Below are 22,746 nucleotides of genomic sequence, written 5' to 3'. Positions count from 1 at the left end.
AGAGCAAAGATTTTAAACAGATTTTTTCAAATGAGAATCAAACTATTTGCATTCATAACACATCAAAAAAGCGAACCAATGGCTCGCTTTAATATAAAGTATAATTTGGATACTGAAAATTTAGAACCTGTATTCATAAGCTTGATGACTTGATTTTATGGTTCATTCTTGCGAATACAAGGCGGATTTTCATGCCAATATTGAACATATTGGCGTGAAAAGTCAATGCAGTAGGCGCAAGCTATTGAGATTATGAATACAGGTTCTTAAAGATAAATCACTTCTTTATCGGTCGCTGTAATGATGCCTCCGCCCAAACAAATTTCGCCATCATACAATACGGCGGATTGCCCATGCGTTACCGCCCATTGCGGTTCATCAAATAATAATTCGGCTGAATCATCAGACAAATAACGCAATTCACACGCCGCATCTGCCATGCGGTAACGCGTTTTGCAGGTGTAACGCCCTGCGCGGGGTTTTTCAGGCAGCGTCCAGCTTAAATCGTTCATCTGCAGTGATTGGGTAAACAATAATTCATGGTCGTGTCCTTGCACCACAATCAATTCATTTTTCGGTAAATGTTTGCCGACCACAAACCATGGTTCGCCTGCGCCGCCTATGCCCAAACCTTTGCGTTGCCCGATGGTGTAAAAAGTCAAACCAACGTGTTCGCCGACAATTTTGCCTTCGGGGGTAACCATATTGCCGTTGTGGGTGGGCAAGTATTTTTGCAGAAATTCACGGAACGGTCGTTCGCCAATAAAACAAATCCCTGTACTGTCTTTTTTCGCGGCGGTAGGCAGCCTGAATTCTGCCGCCAAACGGCGTACTTCAGATTTTTCCAAATGCCCCAATGGAAACAAGGCTTTCTCTAATTGGTGCGGTTGCAGGCGATAGAGAAAATAGCTTTGGTCTTTATTATTGTCCAAGCCGCGCAATAGGTGGTGTTGTCCGTTGCGGATTTCTTTGCGGGCATAGTGTCCTGTGGCGATGGCTTGTGCGCCTTGTTCTATGGCATAATCTAAAAAGCATTTGAATTTGATTTCGGCGTTGCACAACACATCGGGATTGGGTGTGCGACCTGCTTGATATTCTTGCAAAAAATAGGCGAATACTTTGTCTTTGTATTGGGCGGCAAAATTCACAATATCAATGTCTATGCCGATAATGTCGGCGACCGCCATCGCGTCCAGCGAATCTTGTTTAATGCTGCAATATTGGTCGTTGTTGTCGTCTTCCCAATTTTGCATAAATACGCCACGCACGTGTGCGCCTTGTTGTTTGAGTAAAGCGGCGGTTACGGAGCTGTCCACACCACCCGATAATCCAACAATAATATTTTGATTTTGATACATTTTTATTATCCAAATAAGATTCAATCGGGCGTATTTTAGCATAATCTGTTTTCAGGCTGCCTGCACATTCTGCAACATTCAATAGATAAATCATTTGTCATTAAGCGCATTTTTCTTTATATTTGAAACCATCTATATTATTTAATTCGTGTTTTCAGGCTGCCTTACAATACACGACAAAAATAATAGTAGGGTGCGTACCACGCACCAAATCATTCAATTTACACGTTGTCGGTGCGTAATACGCACCCTACATTTGTGTGTCGTCTACCCAAAGGCAGCCTGAAAATCAATCAAACCATGACAAAACCCGAAGAAGAACAATCCCCTATCAACGCCGCCAAAGTGCGCCAAACCGCCACGCTGGTTTCTACCGTGTGGCTGATTCCGCTATTGGCGGCGATTATTGGCGCGTGGCTGTTGGCGCAAAATATCCGCACCAAAGGTCCTGAAATCACACTGCATTTGGACACGGCGGAAGGCATAGAAGTCAATACCACCGCCGTGCGAATTTTGAATGTGGACGTGGGACGCATTACCAAAATCCGTCTGCGCCCCGACCAAAAAGGCGTGGAATTGACCGCACGGCTGAATAAAGACGTGGAAGATTTCATGCGCGAAGACACGCAATTTTGGATAGTCAAACCGCGCATTGACCAAAACGGCATTACAGGTTTGGGAACATTGGTGTCGGGGGCGTATATTGCGTTTTCCCCAGGGAAAAGTGCCACCGAAAAACATGAATTCCAAGTCGCCGAATTACCGCCTGTAACCGCGATTGGGCAAAGCGGTATTCGTTTACATTTATCGGGCAAAAACAGCAAAATGTTGGGTGCAGGCAGCCCAGTTTTGTATGAAAATCATACTGTTGGCACAGTAGAAAGCGCGAAATTTGACCCAAGTACGCAAACGGTGAATTACTCCATTTTCATTCATAGCCCCAATGAAAGCCTGATTACGTCCGCCAGCCTGTTTTGGCTGGACAGTGGCGTGAATATTCGCACCGATGGCGCGGGGGTGAGCATTCAAACGCCGCCTTTGTCCGCTTTATTGTCGGGCGCCATTTCGTTTTACACCCCCAAATTTATTGACAATCAAAGCAGCGTGAAAAACGGCGACCAGTTCAAAATTTTCAATGACCGCCGCGAATTGGAAAGCCAACCCAGCCCCAGAACCTTGTATTATGTAGCCTTTTTTGATAACTCGGTGCGCGGCTTGGAAATTGGCGCGCCTGTGGAATACAAGGGCATTAAAATTGGCACGGTGGCAGATGTACCCTATTTTGATGGCGCGGACGGGCTGAATTTGTTGAAAGATGGCAAAATTCCCGTGCGTTTGCGCCTTGAGCCGTATTTATTGGAAACCAATAATCGGCGCGAACATCGGCAATCACGCGAATATTGGGAAGACCAAATTCAGGCTGCCTTAAATCGCGGTTTGACGGCGGCGATGGTGAGCAATAATTTGGTTTTGGGCAGTAAAATGATTGAATTGTCTGATGAACCATCGGATTTGCCGAAATTAAAACCCGTCAGCGAATATCATGGGCATACCGTGATTGCCACGCGTGGCGGTGGCAGTTTGGAAAATTTGCAAGCGCAAATGGGCAAATTATTGGAAAAATTCAATGCCTTACCTTTGGATAAGACGGTGGGCGAATTGAACAGCAGTTTGGCGGAGTTGAAAACTTCTTTGCAGGCTGCCCAAACCATGTTAGCCAGCGCAAATCAGGCAATGGCAAATGTGGACAAAGCCGTGATTTCAGGCGAAAAAACCTTGAAATCTGCCGATAAGGCAATGGCTTCAGTAGATAAATTATTGAATAATAAAAATATTCAACAAATGCCTGTGGAATTAAACAAAACCTTGATGGAATTGCGCGAAACGCTCAAGGGCGTGTCGCCGCAATCGCCTGTGTATCAAGATGTGCAAGCGACTTTGCAAAGCATAGACCGCACACTTAAAGATGTAAAACCTGTGGTCAAAACGCTGAAAGAGCAGCCCAATGCCTTGATTTTTAACAGCAGCACACAAGACCCGAATCCTAAAGGGCAGTAATATTTTTCAGGCTGCCTTTTTAGGGAATTCGGTGCGTAATACGCACTCTACATAAGTGCTTGTGTGTACGTTCAGGCAGCCTGAAACCCCCACCCCGAAAGTTCACAATATGAAAAAATTCTTTATTTACACACTATTAGCCATCGGCTTAAGCGCGTGCGCGAGTCCAGATACCACGCGTTATTATCAATTACCCGACAGCGCGTTTCGTGCGCCGATGTCGCGTGGCAATGAAGTGGCGTTGCGCGTGGAATTGGCGACCCATTTGGCGGGCGAAAATTTGCTTTATCAAACAGATGCGTATCATTTAAATTTTGCTCAAAAAAATCTGTGGGCTGCGCCATTAGATGACGCGTTGGCGGCAAATTTGGCGAATAAATTAAACACGCTTTCAGGCAGCCGTGCTTATGTGCCACACAAATTAGCCAATAGCAAAACGCCTGTTTTAAAAGTGTATTTTGACCGTTTTCAAGGCACATATCGCGGCGAAACGGAAGTGAGCGGCTACGCGCAATTAGGCGATGGGGGGCGCGTGCCGTTTGCGGTGAATACGCCACAACAGGGTGATGGTTATGAAGCGATGGTGGCGAGTTTGAATATGGGTTTGGCGGAAGTGGCTAAATTAGTAGCTTATTGATTTTATTTACAAATAAAGGCAGCCTGAAAACAGGGAGCGGTTTTCAGGCTGCCTATTTTTTGTCTCAATTAGATAGATTGTTATTCTCTTTATCTATTTTCAGGCTGCCTGAAATAAATGGGCGTATAATCCATTTGTTTTCAAACAAAAATTATTTTCCATTTAATTAGGATTCAAAATGCAACAACAAAAATTTACACACACATTAGTGGCAACGGCATTGCTGGCTTTATTTGGGCAAGCGGCAGCCAACGATGTGGCAACGCAGGAATTGGATACGGTAACGGTTCGTGCGGGTTCGATGAACCGTTTGGGCGTGGTGCCATTCAAGCAAGCTAAATCGACAGTTGCCATCAAAGCGGCAGATTTGCGCACGGAAGGCGTGGAAAAAGCCGATGAATTGGGTCGTTACCAAGCGGGTTTTAGCAATCAGGTTTTTGGTAGCGACACCAACACGGAATGGTTCAGAATTCGCGGCACGGAAGCAACTCAAGCGGTTGATGGTAAACCTACTTTCTCTTATGGTTTCTTTACGCCACGCACGGAATTGTATGGCGTGGAAACGGTGGAAGTAACCAAAGGCGCAGATTCTTTGACTTTTGGTGCAGCCAAAGCAGGTGGCTTAATTAACTACATCAGCAAACGCGCCCACAAAAACCAAGTGGGTAAAGGCGAAGTAAAAGTAAACATCGGCAACCACAAACAAGCAGGCATAGGTGCAGACTATACAGGCAGCCTGAATGCAGACAACAGCTTGCGTTATCGCGTGGTCGGCAATTATCGCACCAGCGATGGCGAATGGGACGGCACGAATAACCGTACGCTGTACATTGCCCCCAGCTTACAATGGGACATCACACCAGCCACTCAATTCAATCTTTTAACGAGTTATCAACAAGATAAAGGCGTACCCAGCAGCAATTTCTTGCCACAAGAAGGCAGCTTGGTGGCGTTTCCCGATGGCAGCAAATTAAGCCCCAAAGCCAATTTAGGCGACCCCGTAAACGATACGGAAACAAATAAGCAATACAGCGTGGGCTACGAATTCACACACAAATTCTCACCGAATTTGACTTTGGACAGCAGCTACCGTTTCAATCATGTGGACAATTATCATCGTGGCTCATACGCCTATCCATCGGCTTATGACGCGGCTTGGAATCCGATTCCTGCCAGTCAAGCGGGTTATATTTTGTCGCGTGGCGTGGTGTTTAACGATGGCACAGCAAAAACCCACAGTTTTGACAACCGTTTAACTTGGAAATTGAAAAACAATTGGTTGGACAATACCTTGGTGGGTGGCATAGATTATCGTAAACAAAAAGCTGACGCTTTATACACACTGTTTGGCACAACCAGCTCTGTGAATTTACAAAATATCGCCGCCGCACACGGTCAAACACAAAATGTGTCTGCCGCAACCAAAGTAAATATTGATGCACAACAATTGGGTTTTTATTTACAAAATCAGGCGCGTATTAACAAAAATTTCGTGGTGGGTTTAGGCGTGCGCCATGACCGTACGAAAAATGAAGAGCATACGAGTACGCAAAAAGTGAAAACCAATCACACGTCTTATTCTGGCTCATTGATGTATCAAATGCCGTTTGGTTTGAATCCATACATTAGTTACAATGAAAGTTTCCATGTACCAACAGGTTTGTCTGGCACACAAAAATTGTACGACCCGAATATCACAAAACAAACCGAAATTGGCGTGAAATATTTGCCAACCCAATTTGATGGTCAATTATCGGTGGCGGCGTTCCGCGCCAAAGACAAAGGCGCATTGATGAGCAATGGCGTGGGCGCAACCGTGAGCAATAGCGATGACGTGGTTCGCAAAGGCGCGGAAATTCAAGGCAGCCTGAATATTAACGACAACATTAAAGCAGGTTTGGCATACACTTATTTGAATTCGGTTACCCAAACCACCACAGGCGATGTGCGCAATCCGCTACTCCCCAAACACACGGCGGCATTGCGTGGCAGCTACTCATTTCATTCAGGCAGCCTGAACGGTTTAACCGTTGGTGGTGGTGTGCGTTATGTGGGGCAAAGTGTGGGCGCGAAAAATTTTGCGGTGTACCCATCTATCAAAGTGCCGTCTGCCACCGTGTTTGATTTGATGGCGAGTTATGATTTCGCACAAAATTGGTCAGCGCAAGTGAATGTGGATAATGTCAGCAACCGCCGCTATGTGGCTGGCTGTGATACCTACTGCTACTACGGTCAAGGTCGCAATATCAATGCTTCCATTAGCTATCGTTTCAAATAATGAAATAAGAGCCCTCAATTAGCCCTTCATCATATTAACCCTATGATTATGGGCTAATTTTACATTCAGGCTGCCTAAAAATATGCGTAATTCGTGCTAAAATACATGTTTAATGCTAAAATCCGACACAATTAATTTAAAATATTATTTTATAAATCATTATGAAAACCAAATTCTTTCCTATTTTGCTGACAGCCATCTTGCTAACTGGCTGTGCAGGTGTTACACGCGATAATATTGGCAATCGCATTACCAATATGATTCCAGGTAGCACAGTCAATACCAAAAATAAAGACATTGTTTATTCAGACGAAAACAACACCCAAGAATTAAGCGAAGCCGAACTCAACCGTCGTGCAGCCATTTATCCCATCAGCTTATCCTTACTGCACCAACTAAATGAACCCGAAGCCCGTTCACGCAGCAACCCCGCTTTGGACGCACAAAAACGCAATTACCGTTACCGTTTGGGCGTGGGCGATGTACTGCTGGTGAAAATTTTCAATCAACCCGATTTCAATACTTATCAACAAGTCGTGAGCAACAGCACCAGCAATGGCATTACAGTGGACGAATCGGGGCATATTTTCTACCCTTTAGCAGGCAAAATCCAAGCACGTGGCAAAAGTCTGCCTGAAATCCAAAAAGTTTTGACACAAAGATTGGCAAAATACTATAAAAATCCACAAATTGACGTCAGCATTTCGCAATACCGTTCACAAAGCATTTCGGTAAACGGTTCAGTTAAACAAAGCGGACGTTTCCCACTCAATGACGTACCATTAACCCTATTGGACGCAGTCAGTTTGGCAGGCGGCTTGACTGAAGCAGCCGACACTACCAATGTAAAACTCACACGCAATGGGCGCGACATTACTTTGTCTTTACAAGATTTATTGCAACGCGGCGACATGGCGCAAAATCAATTATTGCAAAATGGCGATATTGTATTCGTGCCAACCCGTGCCGATGTACAAGTTTATGTGTTGGGTGAAGTGGGCAGACAAACCGTTTTAACTTTGGATAACAATGGCTTAAATCTAACTGAAGCCCTTGCCAAAGCCGAAGGCATGAACCAAAACTATGCCAATGCTACAGGCGTATTTGTGTTCCGCAACCAGCCACGTCATTATATGGACGGCAAAGACATTCACATTTACCAATTAAATTTGAAAGACGCGACCGCCTACGCTTTGGGTACACAATTTAAATTGAAACCCAGCGATGTGGTGTATGTAACTGCCGCACCAATCACGCGTTGGAATCGTGTTTTATCGCAAATTATTCCAACAGTTAGCGGTATCGCCACAACACGAAATACCTTTAATCGGTAAATTGAATATTTTTCAGGCAGCCTTTCACTACCCTACAAAAATAAAATATTGCCCACAATCGTTAATCGTTGAAATACTACCATCTACTCCCTCTCCTTTGGGAGAGGGCTGGGGAGAGGGGAAAATCGTGGCACAGTGCCTGCTTTTCCCTCTCCCAAAGGAGAGGGAGCAGGTGAGGGGCAAGCAAAAATTTGTAGGGTAATAAAAGGCAGCCTGAAAATAAAATTTAGGAAGAAATAATATGTTTAACAAAGTTTTGGTTGTGTGTGTGGGTAATATTTGTCGTTCACCCACAGGAGAATATTTGCTGAAACAGCGTTTGCCCAAACACGAAATTGCTTCGGCTGGCGTGGGAGCTTTGGTGGATAAACCCGCCGACCCGCAAGCCCAAGCCGTAGCACAACAACACGGCGTGGATTTGTCGCCGCACATTGCCCGACAACTCACGCCCGAAATCGCCGCGCAATACGATTTGATTTTGGTAATGGAACAAGGACATATTGACGCGGTCAGCAAAATTTCCCCATCGGCGCGTAGCAAAACCATGTTGTTTGGACAATGGTTGCCACAAGGTCGCCGCGATATTGCCGACCCCTACCGCCAAAGCGATGAGATGTTCCAAATCGTCTATACTCAATTGAAACAAGCAGCCGATTTATGGGCAGAAAAATTAAAACAAGCATAAAAATATATTTTCAGGCTGCCTGAAAACATAAGGCAGCCTGAATGCCCTACTACTAAAATAAAACCCATTGATTGAAATAAAGAAACCATGTCTCCAAATATCCAACCCACTTCCCACCAAACTGTCGGTGATGATGAAATTGATTTAGCGCAATTAGGCAGCACGCTGTGGTTTTACAAATGGCGTATTGGCTTTTTCACCGCCTTGTGTACATGTATTGGGGTGATTTACGCCCTAACTAGCACCCCCATTTACCAAGCCGATGCCATGTTAGAAATCACAGGCACCAAAAACCAAGTATTGGGTGAATTGTCTGATTTAATAGGCGGTACGCAAACCACACCTACCGACACTGAAATTGAATTGATTAAATCGCGCTTGATTTTGGGGAAATCAGTCAATGATTTAGGTTTGGATTTGGTGATTAAACCTGTAGAACATCGTTGGGACAAATTATTATCCCAAAGTGATGTGCAGCCTGAATTAACCATTGGCGAGTTTCATGTCGATGTATTGTCTTTAAATAAACCGTTTAAATTGATTGCTTTAGGCGAAAGAGAATACAAAATCATCACGCCCGATGAGCAAACTTATACGGGTATAGTTGGCAAACATTTGCAATTGGGTAATCAAAATACACGCATTATTGTCAATAAAATGGTTGCGCCATTTGGACAAGAATTTACGATTACGCGTTTTACCCAATTGGCAGCGATTGAACGAGTGCGTAAAAATCTATCGGTTGCTGCCAAAGGCAAAAATGTGCCAATTTTGGGTTTGAGCATGACAGGTACTGACCCGATTGCCATTCAAAACACACTCAACCGCATTATCGCCAATTACACCGAACACAACCGCAATAAAGATGTGCAAACTGCGACCAGCGGTTTGAAATTCATCAATGAAGAATTGCCTGTTTTGGAAGACAAATTGCGCGATGCGGAAAACCAGTTAAATGTGTATCGCTCACGCAGTGGTTCTCTAGATGTGCCATCTGAAGCACGCGGCACATTGGAAAGTTTGAACAAAATTGAAATGCAAATGGTAGATTTGCGTACAGAAAAATCCGCCTTGTCTGAAGTGTACACCAATGAACACCCTGCATTTAAAGCATTGGAAGAAAAAATGAAAGTGCTGGAACAAGCCAAATTGCGCTTGAACACCAGCATTTCCAAAATGCCACAAACGCAACAGGAGATTATTCGCCTGACTCGTGATGTGGAAATCAACCAAGCTATTTATGTACAATTATTGAATAAACGCCAAGAATTGAGTATTTTGAGTGCCAGTTCACAGGGTAATGTGCGCCTGATTGACAGCGCAATGACTGCAGAAAAACCAATTAAACCCAAAAAAGCCATTATTGTGGCGTTGGCGAGTATATTGGGTTTATTTGTGTCGGCTGGCTATTATTTACTCAAGTCTTTGTTGAAAAAAGGCATTTCTTCAGAAGAAGAAATATCGGCTTTGGGTTTGGACGTGTTGAGCACCATTCCTTTGTCGGAAGTGCAATACAAACGCGATACCATGTTCCGCAAAATCCGTAAAAATAAAAATGCACGTGCCAACAGCCTATTGGTGATTCAAGACCCTACCGACCCATCTATTGAAGCCTTACGTGCCTTGCGAACCAATCTGCATTTCCGCTCTATGGGGCAGGACAATAAAGTGGTGCTGATTTCGGGTGCCACGCCTGAAGTGGGCAAATCGTTTGTATCGGCAAATTTGGCGGTATTGATGGCACAAGCTGGGCGTAAAGTGTTGCTGATTGATGGCGATATGCGTAAGGGTTATTTGCATACTTTATTGGGGCAGCCTGAAAAAGTGGCAGGTTTTGCCGATGTGTTGCAATTAAACAAATTACCCAAACAATTCAATGAATTTATTCAAAAAACCGCCATTGATGGTTTGGAATTTATGGGCATAGGTTCAAATACCCCTAAAAATCCATCTGAATTATTGTTGAACAATCACTTATCGCAATTTTTGGATTGGGCAAATCATCATTACGACCATGTGATTTTGGACACGCCGCCTGTTTTGGTGGTAACGGACGCGGCGGTAATGGCGCAATATGCGGGTACAGCATTGTTGATTAGCCGCTTTGGGCAAACCGATGTGCGTGAATTAGACCATTGTATCTCACGTTTTGCGGTCAATAATGTCAACATTGACGGCGTGATTTTGAATGGCGTGGAACGCACGGCGAAAAATTATTATGGTTATTATGATAAATATGCCAAATATGGCGCAAAATCGTAAATCATAATGGAATCATTCAATCTTCAGGCAGCCTGAAAAAGGGAACCCCCGTTTTCAGGCTGCCTATTTTTTAAGTATAATCACAGACTTGTTTAACCCCAAATCATGTCCATGCGCTTTCGTCAAATTATTCAAGATTATGCCAATCAACGCTGGCTGCAATGGTATTTGCCCAGCGCGACCTTGCCTGCCCACACGGTGGATTGCCCAGAATGCGGTTTGCGCGTGGCGTTGCCGAAAACGCGGCAGGGGCAGGAATGTGCCTGTCCGCGTTGTGGGCATACGCTGGTGCGGATTGAAAGTCGGGCGTTTCAATTACCGTTTGCTTGTGCGATTGCGGCGTTGATTTTGGTGGCTTTGGTGTATAGCCAAACTTTTGCGACTGTGATTATTGGCGGAATTTACACGCGGCTCACGCTGCCTGAAATGGTGGTGTCGCTGATGTCGCAGGATTATAGTTTTTTAAGTAGTGTTTTGTTTTTACTGACATTTGGTACACCTGTTTTGTTTTTATTGATGGCGATTTATGTGTATGGCTCGCTGGTGTCCGACACGCCTTTTCCGTATTTATTGCGCGTTACGCGGCTTTTAACGCGGCTGAATCAATGGATTATGGTGGACGTGTTTTTTGTGTCTGCACTGGTTGCCGACATTAAAATGAGCAGCGTGTCGCAGGTAACATGGGGAGCGGCGTTTTGGCTGATGCCTGCGTTGGCTTTATTGCTGTTGCGTACCGCCAACGCTGTGCCGATTCATTGGGTGTATTACCAAATTCACCGCCATGAAAACCACACCCTATTTCAGGCTGCCGATGAACAGCATATTTGCTGCACACGCTGCCTGTATTTTCGCCCGAAAACTTTGGCAAATTGCGATGTGTGTGGCTCACAATTATTTGACCGCCGACCGCGTAGCCTGTGGATTTCATTTTGCTTTTTGCTGGCAGCCACCCTACTCTACATTCCAGCGAATGTGTTGCCCATTATGATTTCCGCCGACCCGACCGAGAAAATGATTAGCACCATTATGAGCGGCATTATTTATATGTGGCATGACGGCGACCGTTTGATTGCCACGATTATTTTCAGCGCGAGTGTGCTGGTGCCGAGTTTGAAAATTCTCTCTATGGCGGTGTTGTTGTGGAGTGCGGCGGTGCGCCCTGTGATGGCGGTGGAAAAATTATCGCTGCAATATCGGCTGACTGAAGCGGTGGGGCGGTGGTCTATGATTGATATTTTTGTGATTATTATTTTGATGACCGCGTTTCACACCCCTGTGGCGCGTGTTACCCCCGGCCCTGCAGCGTTTTATTTTTGCGTGGTGGTGATTTTGACCATGTGGTCGGCATATTTTTTTGATATGCGCTTGATTTGGGATTGGAAAGAAGCACAGGAAAAACACCCAAATAATCAGGCAGCCTGAAAAATTTATTTCACATTTCAGCACACCGCATTTTTTTGTAGGGTGCGCCGTGCGCACCAAATGGTTGAATTATTTAAATATTGTGGTGTGTTTGGTGCGCACAGCACACCCTACATGATTCTACAATTTCAAATAAAAAAACAATTTAATCAAGAGAATACATTATGCAAATCTATTTAGTCGGCGGCGCAGTCCGCGACCGCTTACTTGGTTTAGAAGTGAAAGACCGCGATTGGGTGGTGGTCGGCACGGACGCAGACCATTTATTGCAACAAGGTTTCCAGCCAGTCGGCAAAGATTTCCCCGTTTTTTTGCACCCGACCACCCACGAAGAATACGCGCTCGCCCGCACCGAACGCAAAACAGGCAAAGGCTATGCAGGATTTGCCTTTCACGCCGACAAATCGGTTACTTTGGAACAAGATTTGCTGCGCCGCGATTTAACCATCAACGCCATGGCGCAAGACGAGCAAGGCAATCTGATAGACCCCTTTCACGGACAATCTGATTTACAAAACAAAATCTTACGCCACGTTTCCCCCGCATTCGCCGAAGACCCTGTGCGGATTTTGCGTACCGCACGATTTGCGGCGCGATACGGTTTCACCGTTGCACCCGAAACCATGCAGTTGATGCGCGATATGGTGGCGGCGGGCGAAGTGGACGCTTTGGTCGCCGAGCGCGTGTGGCAGGAATTTGCCAAAGGTTTAATGGAACACAATCCACGCCAAATGATTGAAATATTAAGAGAATGTGGCGCATTACACGTATTATTGCCCGAAGTGGACGTGCTATTTGGCGTGCCGCAACGGGCGGAATTTCACCCCGAAATTTGTTCGGGCGAACACACTTTATTGGTGCTGCAAAGAGCGGCGGATTTGAATTTCAGGCTGCCCGAACGCTATGCCGCATTGGTGCATGATTTAGGCAAAGCATTGACCCCAAAAGATATTTTACCCAAACACATCGGGCATGATGAACGTGGCATAACCCCCGTCCGCGCCGTGAATGCGCGTTGGCGTGTGCCGAAAAATTGTGCGGAATTGGCAGAATTGGTGTGCCAATTTCACATTCGCATTCACCAAATTGGCAAAACCAAAAAACCAGCCAAAATATTGAATTTATTAAAAGAAGTGGACGCAATTCGCCGCCCAGAACGCTTTCAGGCTGCCTTAAATGTGTGCGTGGCGGATATGCAGGGGCGTTTGGGGCGCGAAACGGCGGCTTATCCGCAACGCGACTATTTGTTGGCGATGTTGGCGGCGGCGATGTCGGTGAACACGGCGGACATCGCCAAGCAATTTGCCGATAAACCCAAAGTGATTGCGGAACAAATTGACCGAGCGCGAAGCAATGCAATTGCCGCTGAGATGGAAAATTGGCACGATTTTCTTAATTTAAATCATTAAGTTAAATCATAAAAAAATCTTCAGGCTGCCTAAATTTTTCAGGCTGCCTGAAGATTTTTATTTTAAACCACTAGATTTAACGCGGTTTGCCCCAGCGTTTTTGTTTACCACTGGATTGGTTTTGCATTTTTGCCATTTCTTGTTGCGCAGTTTGCTTGGTGATTTTTGCGCTCAATTGGCGTTCTGCTTCCTGCACCGAACAATTCATGGCGCGACTGGCAATAAACAATGCGTCTGTCCGCGCAGTACCACCGCTAAAATACATGCGGCGCAAATCGGCGGGATTGATTTTGCCGTTTTTCAAATCAATATTGAATTTGGCTGCGCTGTCCACCAATTTTTTCTGTTTGCGATACATAAACCATGTTGCGCCGCCCACAATTGAAGCCACCAGCAACACGCCAATCAAAATCGCCAACCACCAATCCGCTCCCGAAAAATAGGCAATCATGGCAATAAATGCCGCCATTGCAATCCAAATTATGATGGTTCGTATTCTGTCCATTTTAGGTAATCCTTTGATAGTTATGTGAAAATAAAATGATTTGAGAAATAATAGATTTCAGGCAGCCTGAACATCACGCCGCCAAACTCATTGCCAAATGTTTGAAACTTGTCCACGCGTCCCCATCTGCTGCACCTTTGATTTGACGGTCAATTTTGGCGCATTCTTGCAAAGCGGCAATCAGACGCGTGGGCGAAATTCGCGCAATCGCTTTGGGTGCGAGCGTTTGCTTGTCGCCCCACAAACGCAATTCATTGCGTACCGCTTGCACCGTTTTGCCCTGTTTCAATGCCGCCGTCAGCCGAATCAACGTGCGAATATCTTCCGCCAACGCCCACACCAGCAACACAGGTTCATCGCCTTCCGCTTCCAAACCGTCCAATAAACGTGCCACGCGCCGTCCATCACCACTCATCCACGCCGCCGAAAGCTGAAACACGTCAAATCGCGCCACATTCGCCACCGCCGCCTCCGCGTCTGCCCAAGTCAGCAAATGCCCCGATGGGTACAACAAAGCCAATTTGTCAATTTCTTGCTTTGCTGCCAATAAGTTACCTTCCACGCGTTCGGCAAATAAATCCAAAGCCTCACGCTCAATGTCCAAACCATATCGTTGCAAACGCTCGCGTATCCACGCTGGCAAAGCGGCTGGGGTAACGGCTTTCGCTTCCAGCACCGTGCCGTGTTTTGCTAATGCGCTGAACCACTTACTCTGCGTTTGCGCCTTGTCCAATTTAGGCAAGACGATGACGATGGCGGTATCTTGTGGCGGATGTTCCGCGAATTGCTGCAAAACTTCGCCGCCTTGTTTGCCCACTTTGCCGTTGGGAACGTGAATTTCCAACCATTTCAAATCGCCGAATAATCCTGCGCTGGCAGCCTGCGCCACCAATTCATGCCAATCAAAATTCGCGCCATCGGCAATGTGGCTTTCTTTTAAATAACCATACTGTTTGGCGGCGGCGCGTAATTGGTCAAGTACTTCAATTCGCAGCAATTCTTCTTCGCCGTGCAAAACATAAAGTGGCTGCAAACCGCTTTTCAGGCTGCCTGATAATTGGTTCAAATCCAAATTCATGGCAACACCGTTGTGCTGGGATAAGATGGCAGAAAACCCAATTGGCGTACAATTTGATTGGCGGCATCTTGGCGCATTTCTTGCCAAATGGTTGATTCTTCTTCCATTTTACCCAAAACAAATCCATCGGAATATGGCAAATTGCGGCGAATATGCACTTTTATCGGTTCGCCCCACGCCCTGCCATCACGAAAGGCTTGCGCGGTAACTTGCATGGAAAGCAAATATTCATTGATTCGCGCCGCCCGTGTAATTGTGTACACATCATTACGCATTTGCACATCTAATACGCGAATTTCCGCTTCAGGGCTGCCTGAAAACGGTTTGGGATACGATAAAGCGCGGTTTAATGCGGTTTCCAAAGGCTGCTGCAATTCGCCACCCGACACTTGCCAATGTTGTACAGGCAAATGGTCGTGCGGATACGCGCCCTTGAGTTTAAAGCCGCAAGCAGACAATAACAACAGCGCACAAGTCAAAAACAGTTTGTTTATCATGGCAATTTGGCAAGGGCAAAAATTGGCATTATAGCGGATTTTGGTTAAAAAGAGTTAAGCGGTTTTCAGGCTGCCTTGATTGAAAGGCTGCCTGAAAAACCGCCAAAATGTTACAATTAAGAATATTTTGCAAATGTGAGTATCATCATGTCCCACACCGACCAAGAAATCATTGAAAATACACAAATTTGGTTAGAAAAAGCCGTTATCGGTTTAAATTTATGCCCATTTGCCAAAGCACCGCATGTGAAAGGACAAATCCGCATTGCCGTTAGCCACGCCAAACATTTGGACGCGTTTTTGGAAGACATAGACGCGGAATTGCAAAAATTGCTCACCACGCCAGCCGAAGAATTGGAAACCACGCTACTGGTTCACCCTGATTTATTTGATGATTTTTTGCAATTTAATGATATGCTGGATTTAGCCGACCGCGCCATCACAGATAATCAGGCAGACGGCGTGATACAAATCGCCCCATTCCACCCCGAATTTCAATTTGACGGCACGGAAGCAGACGATATCAGCAATTACACCAACCGCTCGCCCTACCCCACGCTACACCTTATCCGCGAAGACAGCATAGAAAAAGCCGCCCAAGCCTTCCCCGACCCTGCGGTGATTTTTGAACGCAATATGAATTTATTACGCGAAATGGGACACGATGGCTGGGATAAATTGGGCATTCCCCACGTTTCAGGCTGCCCTGTGGCACACAATCGGGAGAAAAACTGATGTTTTTATTGACCAACTCTAGCACAATCAATCCATGGATTAGTATTTCTTTGATGTTACTGGGAGGCTTGATAGCGGCTTCGTTTGCAGTCATTTTTTTGGTAAAAAACCCGAAATTGCGTGAAGCGATCATCCGTGCTGTATTATTAGTGGCGGGTGGTTTGGCTCTATTATTGGGGATAATTGGGATTTTTTTACCGATTATGCCCACTGTGCCTTTTGTCATTTTAACTGCAATGTGTTGGGGACGCGCTTCGCCACGTTTTCATTACTGGCTGATTAACCATAAAATTTTTGGACCAATGATACGCGATTGGCTGGAACGCCGCGCCATTCCGCGCCGTGCCAAATACATTGCATGGACAATGATGGCAATATCTTGCACAGGCGTGAGTTATCATTTATGGACAAAACATCCGCAATATGTCTGGTTGGCTTTTGTTACATCGGGGATTTGTTTGGCGGTGGCGATTTGGATGTCGCGCCAACCCGATGCGTGAGTTTCAGGCTGCCTTGACTTTCAGGCAGCCTGAAATCCCTTTATAATCCCACCCCAATTCATTTTCAAAATTCAATCCATGCTCACCTACACCCCCATCAACCGCCAAGCCACCGAAGCTTCACACGAATACCCATGGTTACTCATGCTGCTTGTTTTTGCATGGCTGTGGCCCGGTGTGTTTTCGCACGATTTATGGAATCCGCAAGAACCCGCACTTTACGCCGTTATCAGCGAAAACAGCCACCCTTTTTTGCCCACTTTGCATGGTGAACCCTATTTTCAGGCTGCCCCCATTTACGTTTGGGTGGCGGCATGGTGTCGCTATTTGCTTACGCCACATATTATGGATATGTATGCAGCGACACGGTTTGCCACCGTTTTGTTCACCGTCATTGGTTTAACGGCTAATGGCATGGCGGCATACCGTTTTTTGGGCAAATCACATGGGCGCAGCACCGTTTTAATTCTGATTGGCTCGGCTGGTTTGTTGAGCATGGGGCATTTTATTGGCACGATGTCGGTAGCATTTGCCAGTATAGGCTTGATTTTATGGGGATTTGCCAGCTTAAATCGCCAAGTGGTGTGGGCGAGCATTTTAATGGGCATAGGCACATTATTATTAGCACAATCAATGGGTTGGCTAATTGCAGGCTGCCTGATTTGGCTTGCGCTACTCGTGGGGCTGACACCACAATGGCGCAATGTGCGTTATTTCACTACCCTATTGGGTGCGCTTGCCATTGTTGTGCCGCTTGCCATATTACAATTTATTGTTTTGTATCATTTAAATTCACACGCATGGACAGATTATTGGCAAAACCACCTATTTGGCGCATACGGCGGCTTACAAAAAATACATTTTAAAATCAATATTGTATATTATTTTAAAAACCTACTTTGGTTTGCCTTTCCAGCCTATCCGCTTGCGGCGTGGACGCTGTACCGTATGCGTGGCGCGTTTTTCCAAACCCGATGGGGCATATTGGCAGGTGTTTGGCTGACCATTTTTGGCGCATTGCTTGCCGTCAGCCCCAGCCCATATCAAGATAACTTAATTATTTTATTACCTATTTTAGCCATTATTGGCGCAGCGCAATTGGATAATTTGCGGCGCGGCGTGGCGGCGTTTTTGAACTGGTTTGGCATTATGGCGTTTGGGCTGATGTCCGTGTTTTTGTGGATAGGATTTGTGGCAATCAACTACGGTTTCCCCGCCAAACTCGCCGAACGCGCCGCCTATTTCAGCCCATTTTACATCCGCGACATAGACCCCATGCCCATGATAGTCGCCCTACTCTTCACGCCTGCGTGGATTTTCGCCATCACACGCAAACGCATTCGCGGTCGCCAAGCGGTGAGCAATTGGGCTTCGGGCATGACTTTGGCGTGGGCGTTGCTGCTGACTCTATTTTTGCCATGGCTGGACGCGGCGAAAAGTTACCGCCCCATTGTGCAACAAATGCACAATCAATTGCCCCCCCATTTTTCAGGCTGCCTGAATATTCACCCCAACCACACTGCCGCCCAATTAGCGTGGCGTGAATATGGAAAATTTCCTATAAAATCAAATGGTTGTACTTATACATTAATCCAATACAATCCGCGTAACACGGCTGCACCTGTGGCGGATAAACAAATTATTTGGCAAGGCAAACGTCCACGCCAAAAAACAGAAGCGTTTGTGTTAATCAAATCTTGACGTCCTCCCCTGCATGAATGCAGGGGATTCCTACGGCGTTTGTGAACAGCATCGAGCCATTCACAAATCGCTTCGGTGGGTTCGTGCTGCTGACAACCTAACTGCATTGTTCACTTCACACGCGCTACGGACACGTCCTGCCCTGAAACTGCGTTTTACTTTTGCGCTGCCAAAATTCCCTGACCGCGCTTTAAGACATTGATTGCCCCCACCACATCAGCGTTATTTTGATAAGCGCATTGCACACATTCAAAGTTTGCCTGCGTTTTGCGATTGTCTTTGGCAGTATGCCCGCAAGCTGGGCAACAACGACTGGTATTTTGTGGCGCAACAGCTACCAAATGTCCACCACCCCACAACAGTTTGTAATCCAACTGACGGCGAAACTCAAACCAAGACTGCTCTAAAATCGCACGGTTTAAACCCGATTTAGCGGCAACATTTTTTTCAGTTGCGCGTTTGGACATATTCGCCACTTGCAAATCTTCCACATACACAATCGCGTGGTTTTGGCTGATTTGGTGTGAAATTTGGTGCAAGTGATTTTTGCGAATATTGGCGATTTTGTGGTGCAATTTGCTGATTTTCGCTTTCAATTTCTGCCAATTTTTGCTGAATTTGGTTTTGTGTTTAAACTGTTTTTGCAGTTTAGCCAGTTTGCTTTTCAGTGTTTTGAACGCATTAATTGGCTCAAAAAATTGACCGTTAGACAAAGTGGCAAACCGCGTAATACCCATATCAATCCCAATTTCGCCACCATTGGGCTGTGGGATTGTTTGTTCCGTTTCCGTTTGAATGGAAACATGCCATTTACCACATTTGCTTGATACGGTTACATTTTTCAGGCAGCCTGAAACGTGTCGGCTGTTGCGATAGCGCACCCAACCGATTTTGGGTAAATAGATACGGTTATTTTGCTGTTGCAATCTGCAACCTTGCGGAAAGCGGAAACTGTCTTTTTCCCCCTTGCGTTTGAATTTGGGAAAGTCCGCACGTTTGGCAAAAAAGTTTTTGAATGCACTTTCCAAATCTTTCAAACTTTGCTGCAAAACTTGGCTGTGGCAATCTTTAAGCCAAAGCAGCTCGCGTTTCCATTCAGGCAGCAGGTTAGCCATTTTGGTGTAGCTGAATTTAAACGAATTATCCTGCTGATATTGCTCATTTTGATACGCCAAAGCGCGATTAAACACAAAACGCGAACAACCGCAAAATTGTTTCATTTTGCGGATTTGTTCGCCATTTGGCATCAATTCAAATTTGAATGCTTTGAGTATCAACATGGTTTCGTGGATAATAGAATTTTTGGCAATTTTACACTTGGTCTATGGAAAAAGACACTGATTTAAGGCGTGGGTTGCGGCGGTGCACCCATTACGATTATTCGGCAGTACATTGAACAACAGAAAACACCTGATTAGACAAAGGTTTTGAAGGGCTGCTACTCAGCCCGCGCCTTATATCTCCGCCGTGAACGGCGAAGTTTTACGGCGTAACCTGATAAAATCAATCAGGCAGCCTGAAACGTGATATTCAGGCTGCCTGAAAACCCATTTTACCAACTATGACGGAAACCCATTTCCACCCCATACGGGCGTTTCAAACGGCTGCCATGCTCTGTTTGGAACTGCAAACCAATGCGGCTAGCCCCTTGATTAAACAACACATCTGTCCCCACTTTCGCCGCCACACGATGACCTGCACTCGGCGCACGGAAGGTTTCATTATTGAATTTCACATCCACACCGCGATGGTCGGCGACATAATACACGCCGATTTTCGGTTGCAACCATGAACCGCCATTGATGACGAATTTGCCTTGCAAATCAGCACCCAATTGGGTTTGCAATAATGTGCTGTTTTCCATCATATTACTGCCCGAAAGTCGCCCAATCGTGATGGCAGCCTGCGGCACCAACGACCATTGCTCATTCAGTTTAACCTGTTTACCGCCTTGAATATTCAAACTATTTACGCGGAAACGGTCGCGTGCAAATTGCGGATTGCTCGCCGTGTAACGCGTGTGGCGCAAAGTGCCGTCCACAAACCAAGTATTAAAATGCGCACCGCCGTATAAGGCAAACGTGTCGCCAATAACTTGAGAATTTTCATATAAATCAACATCATAATCCAACTCATGACGACTTTGTCCCGACAAAAGCCCCACATAACCATTGGGCAAACGGTAATCATAACCTAATTGCCAAGCCTTTGTTTTATCTGTAAAACCTGAAGCATTGCCGCCATTGATTTGGCTGCCTTTGCGCTCGGTTTCGCTGATATTGCCATTTGTCCACAAACCTTGTGAACGCGTGTGTTCATGCAAATACGCTTGACGCTCGTTCAGCACCTGATTTTGCTGCTGCAAACCCAAAGCAGCAGCCTGCGCGTGCGCCAAAGTCCCCATTAAACTGTAATTGAAATTTTTGTTCACAGTTGGTGTAGGAGCAACTGGCTGGCTAGGCGTGATGGGAACAATTGGGGTAATGGGTTGGGTTGGCGGTGGGGTTGGGGTTGTAGGTGGGGTTGGGGTTGTAGGCTGCGTGGGGGTAACGGGTTGGGTTGGCGGTGGGGTTGGGGTTGTAGGCTGCGTGGGGGTAACGGGTTGGGTTGGCGGTGGGGTTGGGGTTGCAGGCTGCGTGGGTGTGGTAGGCTGCGTGTTATCGTAAACCAAATTCCAATCGCTACCATCTTGTTTCAAAGCATATAAATATTTCCCCGCTTCCACCACACCGTTGGCATTACCCAATTTAAACGCATCTGCGCCGCTTGAGCCTGTTTTCACAATGGGGATTTTGCCATCGGTATTGGCTGGTTCTGCTTTGGTATTGTTAATATTCAAAACGTGGCTACCTGAAACTTTGCCTTTTACATTTAACAAATCCGCTTTGCCGCCAGCAATATCGCTGTTTAAACGGAAAATGCCATCGCCTGATAAATCGCCGTTAATGGTTAAAGTGTTGAATTGTCCTGCGGTGGGGTTGCTTAAATTAACGGTGGATTTTTCCAGTTTCAGGCTGTCTATTTCGCTGTTTTGTTGGATATTCCAAACGCTGTTGTTACTTAAATTTAAAGTGATATTGCGATTTTTAGCAGCATCAGCACTTTGATTGTTCAACATACTTGCGCCTGATAATGTACTATTATTGGTATTGAGTGTGATGTTGCCCACCACATCGCCATCAACACCAATATCAATGTTTTCAGGTTTGGCAACCAATAAAGCTGAACGCCCTGATAATTTGCTGTCCTGCAAATTCATGACGTAATTGTATTTATCTTCCTCATCGGACAATAAAAAAATACCATATTCGGCAGATAGGGTGCTGTTGTTGATATTTTGTGTAATGATGGTTTCATCGCCACCGATGTTGTTGGTAACAAATGATGATTTACCTGCTAAATCCACCGTTGAGTTATTCACATGAATATTGTTGCCGATAAAAGCAAAGGCTTCTTCCCCACTACCTAAAATTTTCACATTGTCTGTGGTGATTTTGCCTTTGTTCAAAGTGTCAAAACCAGATGTCCAATCGCCATTCAGTTGAATGCTGTGATTGCTCATGTTTACGGTGGCATTATCGTATGTGCGTACACCAGTCGCATTTTTTCCTGTTAATTCAATATCGGCAGATGTGTTGACTTTGGCTTTTTCGCCATAGGCTTCAATTGCAGAGCCTGCTTGATAATCGTCTTTTTCATATTCACCATATTGCGTCATGTCCACTTGATTGACTTCGGCATAGCTGGGATTGACGATTAAACGCGCATTTTTGTGAATGTTTGCAGTTGTGTTGCCAGCAACATGAATAACCGTACTGTCTTCAGGCTGCATGGATAATGTCGCAACAGTATTGGGCAACACTTCCAATTCTGACACTTCTTCTGTTGATAATCTCCCGTACCAATTGCCGTTAATGGAAACAATATCATCATTATTTTTATCAATTATGGAAGATGGAGAAGATGGTAATTTGATGCCAATACTGTTGGTGGTTTTATTTTTTAAATTGCCCGAAACCACCACTTTCAAATTGTTGCTTGCCAAATTTTCAGATTGCAATGGTGCATCATTATGAAATGCGTCAAAATAATTTTGATAATGCCGCCATTGTTCCACGTTATTGACTTTGTTGTAGGTAAAATGGCAAGTGGTGGTATCGGTGCCAGTACAATTACGGGTAATTTGTGGGTCAGCCGCCCAAACACTAGGCGAACCAAATAAAGCAGCCACCGCCGCCGCCAAAATAGGTTTAGAAAAAGGTGTTTTCATGCGTAAAATCCTTATGT

The 22,746-nt window shown here is 45.5% G+C and carries 17 protein-coding genes; 11 read left to right on the top strand and 6 right to left on the bottom strand.

The window, feature by feature from the left end:
* Window positions 1–266 precede the first annotated feature (266 nt).
* Window positions 267–1,358, bottom strand: a complete 1,092-nt coding sequence (gene mnmA / locus Q338_RS01275) for a tRNA 2-thiouridine(34) synthase MnmA (protein WP_034291201.1) — start codon at window positions 1,356–1,358, stop codon at window positions 267–269.
* 300 nt (window positions 1,359–1,658) lie between these two features.
* Between mnmA and Q338_RS01270 the strand changes: the two genes are divergently transcribed.
* The 8 genes from Q338_RS01270 to Q338_RS01235 all read left to right on the top strand — a co-directional run bounded on the left by Q338_RS01270 (window position 1,659) and on the right by Q338_RS01235 (window position 13,443).
* Window positions 1,659–3,416 (top strand): PqiB family protein, encoded by a 1,758-nt coding sequence (locus Q338_RS01270; RefSeq protein ID WP_034291199.1) that lies wholly within the window; start codon window positions 1,659–1,661, stop codon window positions 3,414–3,416.
* Between the two features lie 109 nt (window positions 3,417–3,525).
* Entirely contained in the window at window positions 3,526–4,053 is a 528-nt protein-coding gene (locus Q338_RS01265) for a PqiC family protein (protein ID WP_034291197.1), read from the top strand.
* A 178-nt stretch (window positions 4,054–4,231) separates the two neighbouring features.
* Window positions 4,232–6,331 (top strand): TonB-dependent siderophore receptor, encoded by a 2,100-nt coding sequence (locus Q338_RS01260; protein WP_034291195.1) that lies wholly within the window; start codon window positions 4,232–4,234, stop codon window positions 6,329–6,331.
* A 161-nt stretch (window positions 6,332–6,492) separates the two neighbouring features.
* A complete protein-coding gene (locus tag Q338_RS01255; RefSeq protein WP_034291193.1) occupies window positions 6,493–7,665 on the top strand; it encodes a polysaccharide export protein in 1,173 nt (390 codons plus the stop codon).
* Between the two features lie 241 nt (window positions 7,666–7,906).
* On the top strand, window positions 7,907–8,350 hold the full coding sequence (locus Q338_RS01250; protein WP_034291191.1) for a low molecular weight protein-tyrosine-phosphatase: 444 nt from the start codon (window positions 7,907–7,909) through the stop codon (window positions 8,348–8,350).
* A gap of 87 nt (window positions 8,351–8,437) precedes the next feature.
* Window positions 8,438–10,612: a polysaccharide biosynthesis tyrosine autokinase gene (locus Q338_RS01245; protein WP_051968389.1), complete on the top strand. Its 2,175-nt coding sequence runs from the start codon at window positions 8,438–8,440 to the stop codon at window positions 10,610–10,612.
* A gap of 111 nt (window positions 10,613–10,723) precedes the next feature.
* Complete coding sequence (locus Q338_RS01240) at window positions 10,724–12,034, top strand: paraquat-inducible protein A (protein WP_051968388.1); 1,311 nt, start codon at window positions 10,724–10,726, stop codon at window positions 12,032–12,034.
* A gap of 164 nt (window positions 12,035–12,198) precedes the next feature.
* Window positions 12,199–13,443 (top strand): multifunctional CCA addition/repair protein, encoded by a 1,245-nt coding sequence (locus tag Q338_RS01235; protein ID WP_034291189.1) that lies wholly within the window; start codon window positions 12,199–12,201, stop codon window positions 13,441–13,443.
* 76 nt (window positions 13,444–13,519) lie between these two features.
* Here Q338_RS01235 and Q338_RS01230 read toward each other — a convergent pair whose 3' ends face one another.
* The 3 genes from Q338_RS01230 to Q338_RS01220 form a co-directional block, all read right to left on the bottom strand.
* Window positions 13,520–13,948: a flagellar basal body-associated FliL family protein gene (locus Q338_RS01230; RefSeq protein WP_034291187.1), complete on the bottom strand. Its 429-nt coding sequence runs from the start codon at window positions 13,946–13,948 to the stop codon at window positions 13,520–13,522.
* 73 nt (window positions 13,949–14,021) lie between these two features.
* A complete protein-coding gene (holA, locus tag Q338_RS01225; RefSeq protein ID WP_051968387.1) occupies window positions 14,022–15,026 on the bottom strand; it encodes a DNA polymerase III subunit delta in 1,005 nt (334 codons plus the stop codon).
* On the bottom strand, window positions 15,023–15,520 hold the full coding sequence (locus tag Q338_RS01220; RefSeq protein ID WP_034291233.1) for an LPS-assembly lipoprotein LptE: 498 nt from the start codon (window positions 15,518–15,520) through the stop codon (window positions 15,023–15,025). Before Q338_RS01220 ends, holA begins: the two co-directional genes overlap by 4 nt.
* Window positions 15,521–15,670: 150 nt before the next feature.
* On the opposite strand from Q338_RS01220, the gene Q338_RS01215 reads away from it, so the two are divergent.
* The 3 genes from Q338_RS01215 (at window position 15,671) to Q338_RS01205 (ending at window position 18,459) form a co-directional block, all read left to right on the top strand.
* Window positions 15,671–16,258, top strand: a complete 588-nt coding sequence (locus tag Q338_RS01215; protein ID WP_034291186.1) for a DUF1415 domain-containing protein — start codon at window positions 15,671–15,673, stop codon at window positions 16,256–16,258.
* Window positions 16,258–16,758 (top strand): YbaN family protein, encoded by a 501-nt coding sequence (locus tag Q338_RS01210; protein WP_342766988.1) that lies wholly within the window; start codon window positions 16,258–16,260, stop codon window positions 16,756–16,758. The genes Q338_RS01215 and Q338_RS01210 overlap by 1 nt, the downstream gene beginning before the upstream one ends.
* 78 nt (window positions 16,759–16,836) lie before the next feature.
* On the top strand, window positions 16,837–18,459 hold the full coding sequence (locus Q338_RS01205; RefSeq protein ID WP_034291184.1) for an ArnT family glycosyltransferase: 1,623 nt from the start codon (window positions 16,837–16,839) through the stop codon (window positions 18,457–18,459).
* 155 nt (window positions 18,460–18,614) lie between these two features.
* On the opposite strand, the gene Q338_RS01200 is transcribed toward Q338_RS01205, so the two are convergent.
* On the bottom strand, window positions 18,615–19,739 hold the full coding sequence (locus Q338_RS01200; RefSeq protein ID WP_034291182.1) for an RNA-guided endonuclease InsQ/TnpB family protein: 1,125 nt from the start codon (window positions 19,737–19,739) through the stop codon (window positions 18,615–18,617).
* A gap of 272 nt (window positions 19,740–20,011) precedes the next feature.
* Window positions 20,012–22,729: an autotransporter outer membrane beta-barrel domain-containing protein gene (locus Q338_RS13625; protein ID WP_051968386.1), complete on the bottom strand. Its 2,718-nt coding sequence runs from the start codon at window positions 22,727–22,729 to the stop codon at window positions 20,012–20,014.
* Window positions 22,730–22,746 lie beyond the last annotated feature (17 nt).

The organism is Alysiella crassa DSM 2578, assembly GCF_000745955.1.
GTDB lineage: Bacteria > Pseudomonadota > Gammaproteobacteria > Burkholderiales > Neisseriaceae > Simonsiella > Simonsiella crassa.
This window is presented reverse-complemented; position numbering and strand designations above follow the sequence as displayed.